Here is an 11147-nt window from a genome sequence, read left to right as displayed (position 1 = left end):
TGGTTGTTTGTTTTTGTGAATTAACGCCTACATTATCCCATATTCATATATCTTAATCAAATTTTTTTCTTGAGGATTCAAACGGTGGAGAAAAGGTTTAAAGTTGAGAAAGTAAATCTCGATAATGTTGTTCTCGATGATTAATTTCTTGGGCGATTTGTAAAGCCCTTGTAAAAGAGTTTCTCGCCTCGGTAATGTTTTGTTTTTGTTGATGAATTATACCTATTTGCTCATGGGTTCCCATTAAGCCAAAATAATCATAGGCTTGTTGTTGTAATTTTATCAATTCGTCATAAACAGTCAGCGCCGCATCTAATTCCTCATATTCCTGATATAGATTACCCAATCTTTTGAGGGCATCAGTGACGATCGCAAATTGTCCTTGAGTCCATGCCGTATTAAAAGCCCCATGATAAAATACCGCCGCCTCCTCTGGATTATCCAATAACCGATAATTATCCCCGATGGAAATCTCAATCAAAGCCACAGCCCTTAAATTATTATCCCTAACATGACTCGCAATCAACTTTTTATTATATTCAATGGTATTTTCAGGACGTAACATCGCCCCATTAATTTGGGATAACCTTCTTAAATAATTAGACTCCGCCAGAAAATTTCTCTCTTGTTGGGCAATAGTTAGCAACTCCTCATAAATAGGTTGAGCCTCCACATAATTAAACCGAGCTAAATATAAACTACCCAAAGCCTCCAAATTAGTTATTATTTCTTCCTGATTATTTTCTTCCCGCGCAACTCCTAACAACTGCTGTCTTAATAAAACCGAATTATCACCATTCCTCAAATTTTCATAAGCTACCAAAAAATAAGGCAAAAGCTGGGGGTTAAGACGATTATTCCTAGTATTCTGAGACTGTAAAACAGACAACCTTTCACTCAAAAAATTAACATCATCTCCCCTACCCCTAGCCCATGCTACCGCCCCAACCTCACCAATTATTTCAACCTCTTCCCTAACTCCCAAAAAACGACTTAATCTTATTTGACGATACCAAATCTCGAAAGCCCCATCGACATTACCCAACTCTAGCTGACTTTGTGCCGATTGATTCAACTCCTCAAGGGCCCCTTGCAGGGCTTCCCTTTCTTCTCGAGTTAAATTATTTCCCCTTGGCAATAACTCATCCCTAACGGTTTCATTAATAGGGTTAACCCTTCTGCTTTGAGCAAAAACAGGGCTAGAAATTGTAAAAATAGCTAACAACAATAACCAACAGTAGATAACAAAACCTTTTTTGGGGAACATGATATGTGTAGAAAAATTTAGACCGTCATCTATTATAGTCTTTTGAAAAAAACCCTATCTAGGAAACAGATAGGGCGATGGATTTTATAATAATTTTAAAGCACGAAAACCGTAATATAAACCCACAGCGGCTACGGTGAAACCACCAATGATGCCAACATATGCAATTACACCAGACATATATAAAACTCCTTAACTTAAAATGGATAACCGATCTATTGTACAATAGACTGCTAAACCAATCACTAAGTTATACCACCCCAGTCTTTTAATAATTAACGATGCACTCAATCATCCCTGTAAAACTACCCCAAAACGCCTACGAAATCCACATCGCTACAGATGGATTAAGAGAAATTGGGCGCAAAGCAAAGTCTTTGGGTATCGGTAAAAAGATTTTGGTCATTTCTAACCCCGAAATTTTTAATTATTACGGACAAACGGTGATAGATGCTTTTGTCGAAGAAGGATATGAGGTTAATTATCATCTAATTCCCGCAGGGGAAAGTTATAAAACCCTTGAGTCTATCAGTAAAATCTATGATCAGGCTTTAGATTTACGCCTAGAAAGAAACTCTACCATGGTAGCTTTGGGGGGCGGTGTCATTGGAGATATGACGGGGTTTGCCGCTTCTACTTGGTTGAGGGGAATAAATTTTATTCAGATTCCTACTTCCTTACTTGCCATGGTGGATGCTTCGGTGGGCGGAAAAACGGGGGTAAATCATCCCCGAGGAAAAAATTTGATTGGGGCTTTTTATCAACCTAAATTGGTGTTAATTGATCCTACGGTTTTAAAAACATTGCCAGAGCGAGAGTTTCGGGCTGGTATGGCGGAGGTGATTAAATATGGAGTGATTTGGGATAAAGAGTTGTTTTACCGCTTAGAATCGGCTGAGAACCTTGATTCTATGAATGTTTTAGATCCTGAGTTACTCCGTTACATTTTAGAACGTTCTTGTCTGGCGAAGGCGGAGGTGGTGCGACAGGATGAACGGGAAGGGGGGGTAAGGGCTATCCTTAATTATGGACACACGGTAGGGCATGGGGTAGAAAGTTTGACTAATTACAATACCTTTGTCCATGGGGAAGCGGTAGCCATTGGCATGGCGGTGGCTGGAAAAATTGCTGTGGGGGCTAGTTTGTGGACGGAGGATGAGCTAATCAGACAAAATAAGTTAATTGAGAAGGCTGGTTTACCGTTAAATATCCCTGATACGGTGGATAAGGAAGATTTACTGGATAGTTTGCAGTTGGATAAAAAGGTTAAGGCTGGAAAGGTACGTTTTATTTTACCCACTGAAGTTGGTAAGGTGATTATTACCGATGAAATTACAGCAGATTTATTGAGGGATTGTTTCTGATGATGTGTTACCTTGTGAGGGTTTAATATAGCAGTTATCATGGTCGTAAAATATAGAATAATGCCCCTAAATCGCCCTTAATAAGTGGGATTGGGAAATAACAGACGTACCCCATAATCAAAGAAAACACGATATTTAATTTTAAATATTATTTTACTTTTACCCCCATACTAATTTTTAGGAATTAAAAAAGATGGTTTCATCAACTAATAAGACGGAAAAGTTAGCATTTACCACTAAATTAGCGTTTGGGGCGGGGGATGTTGGCACTGCTTTGTCTGCTAATTTATTGATTTTTTTCCTGTTACCTTTTTTTACTAATGTAGCTGGTTTAAGTCCTAGTTTGGCGGGTAGTATTTTGATGATTGGTAAGATTAGTGATGCTATTAATGATCCTATCATTGGAATGTCGAGCGATCGCACCTCAACCCCCTGGGGGCGCCGTATCCCTTGGATGATATTAGGGGCAATTCCTTTTGTCGTCTTCTTTTTCCTGATGTGGGTAGTACCTAGTTTTAGTGATGATCCTCGCACAAATACTATTTACCTATTTATATACTACATGGTAGTGGCGATCGCCTTTCACATCTGCTATACTGCCGTTAATTTACCCTATCAAGCCCTCACCCCAGAATTAACCAAAGATTATAATGAACGCACAAATTTAAACAGTTTTCGCTTCAGTTTTTCCATCGGTGCTAGTATTTTTTCCTTAATCTTAGCAGGAATAATATTTGATATTTATGATGGTCAAGATCAAGAAAAATATTTAATCTTAGGTTTTTTATCTAGTCTAATTGCCTTGGTAGCCCTAGTTTGGTGTCCTTTACAACTACAAGAAAGGGGGAAAAAGCCATTATTAACCAGAAATAATCGAAAAAACCTAGGATTTTTATTAATTGCCATAGCCACAATATTAAGTATATTTGCAGTTATTAGAATAGTTAATAATGTCACTTCTCAAGATATATTTGAAGGCATTATATTTTTGTTTTTTACTATTATATTAAGTGCCATGGCATGGACATTTATTACAGGAAAAACAGAAGAACATTTACTCATTCCAGAGGAAATCAAAGATAATCAAAATCAAGAACAAATTCCCTTTTTTCGCCAACTAAAAATCGTATTTAGTAACAAACCCTTTTTATTCGTTATCGGTATCTATCTTTGCTCATGGTTAGCCGTGCAACTCACCGCCTCCATATTGCTCTTTTTTGTGGTTAACTGGATGGGATTACCCGAAAGTGCCTTTCCCCAAGTTGCGATCGCAGTTCAGGGTACAGCCTTAATAATGCTGTTTGTTTGGCAAATAATCAGTAAAAAATTAGACAAAAAAATAGTTTACTTCCTCGGCTCAGGTATTTGGGTAATCGCCCAAATCGGCTTATTTCTCATTCAACCCGGGCAAACAACACTACTATATATTCTTGCTATCCTCGCAGGATTCGGAGTTTCGGTAGCCTATCTAATCCCTTGGTCAATGATACCCGATGTAATTGACCTTGACGAACTAAACACAGGAAAACGTAGAGAAGGAATTTTCTATGGCTTTATGGTACTGTTGCAAAAATTTGGACTAGCCCTTGGCTTATTCCTTGTGGGCATAGCCCTAGACGCATCAGGCTTTATCAGAAACATTCCCGGAGAAGCAATTCCCACCCAACCTTCCTCTGCCCTCCTTGCCATTCGTCTGGTGGTTTCGGTTTTACCCGCCATCGTATTAGTTATGGGAGTAATTCTTGCCTACTTTTATCCCATTACCAGAGAATATCATAGTCAAATCAGATTAAAGTTAGACCAGAAAAATTTATAAGTATTGCACAATTTAAATCTAATTTTGCTCTACTTACGCACAGGTAAGAAAAGGAATATTTTAATTAGGTTGTCAATATCAATTTTTTTTTGGAACTTTTTATGGTTTTGCCAGTCTAAATAAATTAGTTGATAACTTTCAGGATATTTTATTAATATGTTTAACTCTTCCTCCAGAACCTCCAATCAAAAAAAAGTATTATCCTTAGTCAAGCCTAAATCTATTATTGCCCTAACCCTTTGTGCAGGGATGATTTCCACTACAGGTATTAGCTCCGTTGCCGCTCAAAGTCGTAACTCCAGACATTTTCGTGGTGATTTTCCTGCTAGAAATAACAGAGATTTTCGTGGTGATAACAATTCTTCTCGAAACCGCAGAGATACTGTACCAGTTTCCAATGAAAATAGAGGTATCTTTACCCAACAAAATGCGCAACTTAGCCTTCCTGCAGGAACAAATGTTCCCACCGTTTATGCAGAAGATAGAAACGCCACCAGAATTTATGTAACGAAAGAAGAAACTTTACCTTTAACCCTTACTGTAGATAGAGATATTAGAAATAATCGTAATAATATTGTAATTCCTGTCAACAGCCGTATTGAGGGGGAAATTCGCCCAGCAAGAAATGGTCGAGGTTCTTTATTTGTGGGTAGAACTATCGTTTATCCTAATGGTACAAGGATGCCCATTGATATTGAATCTAATGTAGTTACTCGCACCGAAGTAGTTGAAAGGGGGGGTAATAGCGATTCCATTTGGCAAGGTGCATTGGCAGGGGCAGCAGCGGCTACCCTAATTTCTGGAGTAACTGGTAACAGGGTTATTTCCACCGAGAAAATTTTGGGTGGTGCTGGTTTAGGAGCATTGGCTGGTTTATTACTCCGTCAGGGGCCTTCTTCTGCGGAGGTAATTTCTTTTGATACTAGAAGGGATCTTAATCTTACCTTACGTTCTAGTTTAAGTTATTAGATTAGATTACTGAGAATAACCAACGCTCAGATAATTTTAAATATCTAATTATCCATTCTCAATTCTCAATTATCCATTACTTTTTTGTATTTCATGCCGGGTAATTGGGTAATAAGTCCTTCTAATTCTAGTTGTAGTAAAATTCCTGACACTTGGGCGGTGGGTAGTTGTGTTTTTGTTACTACCATATCTAAAGATGTGGGGTCAGGGGCGATCGCACCATATACTATACTCAAAGGAGGACTCAAATTAGGCTCTTTTGGTTTTACCACAACAGAGGATTTTACAACTACCCCATCAAAAGCATCCTGTTGTACATTTTCACTAAATAAAGATAATTGCTGAGGTTGATCTAAATCAGGAATACTCCCCAAACTAGCTAGTAACTCCTCTGGGGTGACAATTATTTCCGCCCCCCTATGAATCAACCTCAAACAACCCCTTGCCTGAAAATTATCAGGGGTATTGGGTAAGGTATAGACATCTCGATTAAACTCCGTCGCATAATGGGCTGTAATCAAAGCTCCCGACTTTTCCGGTGCTTCCATCACCAATACTGCTCGACATAACCCCGCCACAATACGATTACGGGCAGGAAAATTTCCCCTTTCTGGGCGACTACCATGGGCATACTCCGTCATGATTAATCCCTTTTGGGTAATCTCCCTCATCAAATCACGGTTACTAGGGGGATAAACTCGATCTAATCCATTACCTAATACCGCAATAGTTCTACCCCCTGCATCTAAACAGGCACGATGGGCAACGGTATCGATACCCTCCGCCAACCCTGAAACGATAATAAAACCTTTCTGTGCTAGTGCTTTACTAATATTATAAGTCCAGCGACGACCATGTTCGGTGGGTTTACGAGTACCGACAATACCAATCATCGGTGTAATGCCATTATTTTCTTTTTCCACTATCTTTCCTTTGTAATAAAGAATAGCGGGAGGGCTAGGAATTTCTAATAATAAATGGGGGTATAAATCATCACTAGGAGTCCAAAAAAAAGGATTCTTTTCAATGTGTTGTTGAAAAAGGGAATCAGGGTCAATTTTTCCTCTTTGTTGATCGATGGTTTCACTAAGTTTTTTGCCGATGCCATCCACCATTAATAATTCTTGAGAAGAAACCTGCCAAGCTATCTCTAAACTATTAAAAGTTTGATGAATTTTTCTAATAGATGTTGCACCTAATCCTTTGATATTTGACCATGCCAACCAATACTTTTTTTCTCGGTTATTACTCATGTTTCATCCTATACGATAAAGTTATTTTCTTCCCCCAGAGAGGCTTGACGACTACGAGCATCATAATATAAATCAGCTAAAGTTATACTATAAATTGCCTGTCTTATTTTTTGGTTTAATTTACGCCACAAAGCAACCGTAACCCAGTCAGTAGAGTTGTTTTGACCACTAATATCTAAGGGCATTGATTCTAAATTTTCCCCCACTGCTTCGAGTATTTGTCCTAGGGATATTTCATCGGTTTCATGGGCTAATTGATAACCCCCTTGTGACCCCCTCACAGAATTTATTAATCCCGCTTGACGAATTTTTATTAATATTTTCTCTAAATAGGGTGCAGGAATATTTTGTCTAAGGGCGATCGCCCTTACAGAGGTAGGTTTAAAATCAGGTTGTAAACTAAGATCCAACAAGGCTTTGACCGCATAATGCCCCTTAGTAGTTAACTTCATATAAAGAAAAAATATTAAAAAAACAGGAATAACATATTAAAGGACAATAAGTTTAGAAATAAAATAAAAAAATGCTATTTTAGTATATTATAGATCAGAAACAAAGAGAGTTATTAGTCTTTTGTAAATCAAAAAAAATAGCTAGTCAAAAAATAGTAAAATCAAAGTAAATGTCAAAAAAAGTAAAAGCATTAACAGGAAAAGAGTTACTCAAAAAAGTAAAAAAGATGGGTGACGCATCCCGGGAAGAAAAAGCCATTGAATGTGGTTATTACACCCTATCAGGCAAACAAAAAAGAGTCAGTATGGTGAAATTTCTTAATGCTCTCATAGAAGCAGAAGGTATTAGCCTCGACAATGACTCCACCGCCGAAGCCAAGAAAAGGGGTAGAAGTGCCAACTACCGCATCAATGTACAATCCAACGGTAATTTATCCATCGGTAAAGCCTATACCGAAAAAATGGGTTTAAAACCGGGAGATGAATTTGAAGTAGTTTTGGGGCGTAAAAATATTCATCTCAAACAAGTAGATGAAGAATAAACTCCATTAACTAATCCCCTCTGCCCCATCCAACCAACCTTGCTTAATGGGTTTAGCCTCCCTCTTGCCCAGGTAAAAAACGACTAACCTTGGCTTTAACCAAAACTTTATCCTGTTGGGCATAGCCAATAAAACGTATATAAACCAAATCCCCCTCCCTAATATCATCAGCATCTGGTTGGTGTAAATTGGGGTCAAAATTTACCCGTCGCCATGGTTGCCCAACGGGAGTTATTTCCCACCCTGCCAACAAATCCTCGAGGGGTTTTAGTAAACAGACAACACTTTTAGCGGGTAAATCGGGTTTAAACTTCACCATAATTTTAGCCGTAGGATAATTAGTAAGCAAAGACTGTAATTGCTCAAAATATTTTGTCTGTAAATCTTGTTTTACTTCCTCTGGCAACCTTTCACACTGTTGAGATAAAACAGAGTTTTGTTTTTCTAACTCCAATATTTTATTAGTTATATCGGCCACCTTCTGGGTAAATTCTTTGTGAAGGGCTTGATATTTATCTTGGGTAGATTCTAATTCCTCAGTGGAATCATTCAAGTCAGACTGCAACTCCATAATATCTAATCTAGCCTGTTGTAATTCCTCCACCTTAGTAGCCAATTGCCCCTGTAGATTATCAATAACCGTCCTTTGTTGCTCTGTAATTTGAACTAACTTTCTACGCCGAGGAGTAGATACGGAATTATGCTCCGATGAGGTTTTACTACCCAAAAAAGCCATCAAAAAAACTGAGCTTCCTAACCATAAAAATAAGCCCAGAAAAAAATCTTTCACATCTACCATATCCAACTCCACTGACTTTTAAACATGAACTTAAACCATCTCTTAAGGTTTATTTTTTTTCTCATCCTCTAAAATGATAGTTAATGTAAATACTTTTAAGCAATAATATTATGACCAGCGATCAATTTTTAATGTTAGTGGTACTATTAATCCCCGGATTGTCTTTATCTATTATTGTGATGGCTGCCTTTGCAAAGGGAGGTTAGGGAATAATTGATAATTGTCTATTCGGTGTTAGAAGCCAAGGGGTTAAAACCCCTTGTTAATAAATGAGTAATAAAGACAAAAAATAATAGAAGTAGGGTTATGCCTTGATGATGTTTATTCCTCGCTGATATAACTCCTTAGCATAATCTGTCCATGTGCCTTGCCCCCAATAGCGAAAACAGCTAGTTTGCAATAGTAGATTATATAAAAGGGCTTCTTGATAGTTTTGGGTATGGGTAATTTGAGGATTTTCTGTTACCAAAGAATCATATTTTTCATGGAATAAAGCACTTAGCTGATTCATGGGTTGCAATACATTTTCATAACCTTTTACCCAGCTTAAATCATTTGTCCATGATGCGCCTTCGGTATGGAATTGATGATCATTTTCCGTTAAAAAGGCGATCGCACTTTGTACTTTTTCGGGGGTTATATCATCCCCAACCCGTTGCCAAATCTTGTGTTGCCCCACCCCTTGACACACAGGGAAATCATCTTCATATACCCCAGAGGCTGCCAACAACTCCAGATATTCTGTGCCATTTACCCCCACCACATCAGAATTTTTGATGCCATACCATAGGGGAGGAAAATCCCGAGGAAACTCATTCATCATTACCCCACCATTTTCTCCATCGGCAATTTGGGTTACACAAGGGGGAATCATCACCCCATTTATGGATTGCTTGTCTTTTGTTTTCGCCTCATGGTAGGGTTGCATCTGTGCCACTAACTTAGTATCCGAACCCTGAGTTTTGATTAACGCTGTAATACTGATAGTCTCCCCACGGGAATTTTTAGCTACCAAACGATTAGGAATATATTTCTCATCATGGTATAGTCCTTGTCCATCGAGTCTTTCCACCGAATGCTCTTGTACTAATAACCAACGATAACCACATTCCTTCAACGCCTTGATATATTCATACAAAGTATCGGGATGATTAGGCAGGTGCATCTCAGGGGGTGAAAAACCCTTAACTCTTTTTAGGGCATCTTCTCCGAAAATAGAAGCAAAATGATGTTGCCATGCCTGAATGTGTAACTTAATATCGGGAATAGGAGTAGATGGAATTACCCCATGGGACCACATCGTACCTAACCATTCTACATAGGGTTGGTAGGTTTTATCTTGAGTAATTTTACGCAAATTATTTAAAATATCCTCCCTGCCCATCTGTTGCAATCCCCATAATAGATTGCCTGAGTAGTCCAGCATAATGCGAGGGCTACAACCATTTGCCACTAATTCGGGAATAAAATCCCCCATACGGCTATAACACCAAGCAAATACAGAAGCGTTATGGTTATCCCCTTCCCCCTGATGCTCAAACATATGTTGTAAATTACAGATTAATTCCCCATGTTGCCCTGCGGGGATGGTGGGTTGGTGCATATGTAAGGCACAGGCAAATAGAGCTTTTTTTTCTTGTAAATTAATATCGGTGTTATCTAAAAAAATAGATTCTTGGTGATTAACTATCTTTTCTATATCTAATTCTTTTCCTGCAATGGGGGGAATATCTGTGGTGAGTTGTCTAAACTGTTGTACATTTGTAGCGGTCATGATAACAATGGTTCTCCATGTGAACTATCGCTATAGTATCTTTATTATGTAAGTCTTTTTAGTTTGACTCTCAAATCTTAATTAATTTTTTACATATACCCCCATGTCTAATATTCTAGCACCATGGCGATCGCCCTTAGCCAAAGCATTACATCTAAATAGGGCAAAACCCTATAGCCGTTACTTTCAACTAGCCACCATTTCCCCCGAGGACTTTCCTACAAATCGCACCGTGGTATTTAGGGGATTTTATGACGATACCAACTGGCTACAAATCATCACCGACATCAGAAGCGAAAAATATCAACATCTACAAAAACAACCCCAAAGCGAAATTTGTTGGTACTTTACCAAAACTAGAGAGCAATTTAGAATCCATGGTGTTATTGATATTATCACCCATCAAGAAAAAGAGCCAAAAATGCTCCATGGCCGTCAACAGGTATGGGAAAAATTGAGCGATAACGCCAAAATACAATTCACATGGGCAAACCCCGGGGAGACACTTAATGATGAATCCGCCATCACCCCCGACAATCTTGATAATCCCCTAGATACTTTTTGTTTACTACTATTTAAACCCCAAAAGGTTGACCATCTGCAACTCAAAGGCAATCCTCAAAATAGATACTTGTACCAATTAGAGGAACAAAATCAATGGAAAATGAGTCCTACTAATCCATAGTAATCAAATTTATCTTGAACAAGGGGTTTAAACTCCTTCCCCTAAACAACTAACTAAATTAAATGTAAAACTAAGAAAATTGACAACAAAAAAAGAGCCTTGGAATTAACCCTTAGCTCTTCTTATGGAGTACGGAGAGGGAGGGATTCGAACCCTCGTTGAAGTTACCCCCAAACAGCATTTCCAGTGCTGCGCCTTCAACCGCTCGGCCACCTCTCCAGATGAC

At 38.4% G+C, this 11147-nt stretch carries 11 protein-coding genes and 1 tRNA gene; 5 read left to right on the top strand and 7 right to left on the bottom strand.

Going from position 1 to position 11147, the window contains the following annotated elements; translation table 11 throughout:
* Nucleotides 1-97: 97 nt before the first annotated feature.
* Nucleotides 98-1267 carry a tetratricopeptide repeat protein gene (locus ACXITR_RS01585; RefSeq protein WP_457995481.1) on the bottom strand — a complete coding sequence of 390 codons (1170 nt, stop codon included), beginning with the start codon at nucleotides 1265-1267 and terminating at the stop codon, nucleotides 98-100.
* An 84-nt stretch (nucleotides 1268-1351) separates the two neighbouring features.
* Nucleotides 1352-1447, bottom strand: a complete 96-nt coding sequence (gene petL / locus ACXITR_RS01580) for a cytochrome b6-f complex subunit PetL (RefSeq protein WP_069790161.1) — start codon at nucleotides 1445-1447, stop codon at nucleotides 1352-1354.
* A gap of 101 nt (nucleotides 1448-1548) precedes the next feature.
* Here petL and aroB point away from each other — a divergent pair, with 101 nt between their 5' ends.
* The 3 genes from aroB to ACXITR_RS01565 all read left to right on the top strand — a co-directional run bounded on the left by aroB (nucleotide 1549) and on the right by ACXITR_RS01565 (nucleotide 5416).
* Entirely contained in the window at nucleotides 1549-2631 is a 1083-nt protein-coding gene (gene aroB, locus ACXITR_RS01575; protein ID WP_457995480.1) for a 3-dehydroquinate synthase, read from the top strand.
* A 193-nt stretch (nucleotides 2632-2824) separates the two neighbouring features.
* Entirely contained in the window at nucleotides 2825-4447 is a 1623-nt protein-coding gene (locus ACXITR_RS01570; RefSeq protein WP_457995479.1) for an MFS transporter, read from the top strand.
* Nucleotides 4448-4603: 156 nt separating this feature from the next.
* Nucleotides 4604-5416 (top strand): hypothetical protein, encoded by an 813-nt coding sequence (locus ACXITR_RS01565; protein ID WP_457995478.1) that lies wholly within the window; start codon nucleotides 4604-4606, stop codon nucleotides 5414-5416.
* A gap of 65 nt (nucleotides 5417-5481) precedes the next feature.
* Here the strand turns inward: ACXITR_RS01565 and dprA are convergent, their stop codons facing one another.
* Nucleotides 5482-6669: a DNA-processing protein DprA gene (gene dprA / locus ACXITR_RS01560; protein WP_457995477.1), complete on the bottom strand. Its 1188-nt coding sequence runs from the start codon at nucleotides 6667-6669 to the stop codon at nucleotides 5482-5484.
* Between the two features lie 8 nt (nucleotides 6670-6677).
* Nucleotides 6678-7121, bottom strand: coding sequence for an Rrf2 family transcriptional regulator (locus tag ACXITR_RS01555; RefSeq protein ID WP_457995476.1), 444 nt, complete (start codon nucleotides 7119-7121; stop codon nucleotides 6678-6680).
* Between the two features lie 170 nt (nucleotides 7122-7291).
* Here ACXITR_RS01555 and ACXITR_RS01550 point away from each other — a divergent pair, with 170 nt between their 5' ends.
* Nucleotides 7292-7663 (top strand): AbrB family transcriptional regulator, encoded by a 372-nt coding sequence (locus ACXITR_RS01550; RefSeq protein WP_457995475.1) that lies wholly within the window; start codon nucleotides 7292-7294, stop codon nucleotides 7661-7663.
* Between the two features lie 52 nt (nucleotides 7664-7715).
* On the opposite strand, the gene ACXITR_RS01545 is transcribed toward ACXITR_RS01550, so the two are convergent.
* Both ACXITR_RS01545 and ACXITR_RS01540 read right to left on the bottom strand, forming a co-directional pair.
* Nucleotides 7716-8462 carry a hypothetical protein gene (locus ACXITR_RS01545; RefSeq protein WP_457995474.1) on the bottom strand — a complete coding sequence of 249 codons (747 nt, stop codon included), beginning with the start codon at nucleotides 8460-8462 and terminating at the stop codon, nucleotides 7716-7718.
* Nucleotides 8463-8766: 304 nt separating this feature from the next.
* Entirely contained in the window at nucleotides 8767-10236 is a 1470-nt protein-coding gene (locus ACXITR_RS01540; protein ID WP_457995473.1) for a glycosyl hydrolase family 57, read from the bottom strand.
* Between the two features lie 103 nt (nucleotides 10237-10339).
* Here ACXITR_RS01540 and ACXITR_RS01535 point away from each other — a divergent pair, with 103 nt between their 5' ends.
* On the top strand, nucleotides 10340-10921 hold the full coding sequence (locus ACXITR_RS01535) for an Npun_F5749 family FMN-dependent PPOX-type flavoprotein (RefSeq protein ID WP_457995472.1): 582 nt from the start codon (nucleotides 10340-10342) through the stop codon (nucleotides 10919-10921).
* Nucleotides 10922-11053: 132 nt separating this feature from the next.
* Here the strand turns inward: ACXITR_RS01535 and ACXITR_RS01530 are convergent.
* Nucleotides 11054-11140: transfer RNA gene (locus tag ACXITR_RS01530), tRNA-Ser, on the bottom strand.
* Nucleotides 11141-11147: the final 7 nt, after the last annotated feature.

Source organism: Cyanobacterium sp. (assembly GCF_054166785.1).
The sequence above is the reverse complement of the archived record's forward strand: the minus strand, read 5'-3'. Positions and strand labels throughout refer to the sequence as shown.

What these genes read in the sequence shown, in the direction of transcription:
- ACXITR_RS01585 (WP_457995481.1), bottom strand. Translation starts at nt 1,267, where the DNA reads ATGTTCCCCAAAAAAGGTTTTGTTATCTACTGTTGGTTATTGTTGTTA.
- petL (WP_069790161.1), bottom strand. Translation starts at nt 1,447, where the DNA reads ATGTCTGGTGTAATTGCATATGTTGGCATCATTGGTGGTTTCACCGTA.
- aroB (WP_457995480.1), top strand. Translation starts at nt 1,549, where the DNA reads ATGCACTCAATCATCCCTGTAAAACTACCCCAAAACGCCTACGAAATC.
- ACXITR_RS01570 (WP_457995479.1), top strand. Translation starts at nt 2,825, where the DNA reads ATGGTTTCATCAACTAATAAGACGGAAAAGTTAGCATTTACCACTAAA.
- ACXITR_RS01565 (WP_457995478.1), top strand. Translation starts at nt 4,604, where the DNA reads ATGTTTAACTCTTCCTCCAGAACCTCCAATCAAAAAAAAGTATTATCC.
- dprA (WP_457995477.1), bottom strand. Translation starts at nt 6,669, where the DNA reads ATGAGTAATAACCGAGAAAAAAAGTATTGGTTGGCATGGTCAAATATC.
- ACXITR_RS01555 (WP_457995476.1), bottom strand. Translation starts at nt 7,121, where the DNA reads ATGAAGTTAACTACTAAGGGGCATTATGCGGTCAAAGCCTTGTTGGAT.
- ACXITR_RS01550 (WP_457995475.1), top strand. Translation starts at nt 7,292, where the DNA reads ATGTCAAAAAAAGTAAAAGCATTAACAGGAAAAGAGTTACTCAAAAAA.
- ACXITR_RS01545 (WP_457995474.1), bottom strand. Translation starts at nt 8,462, where the DNA reads ATGGTAGATGTGAAAGATTTTTTTCTGGGCTTATTTTTATGGTTAGGA.
- ACXITR_RS01540 (WP_457995473.1), bottom strand. Translation starts at nt 10,236, where the DNA reads ATGACCGCTACAAATGTACAACAGTTTAGACAACTCACCACAGATATT.
- ACXITR_RS01535 (WP_457995472.1), top strand. Translation starts at nt 10,340, where the DNA reads ATGTCTAATATTCTAGCACCATGGCGATCGCCCTTAGCCAAAGCATTA.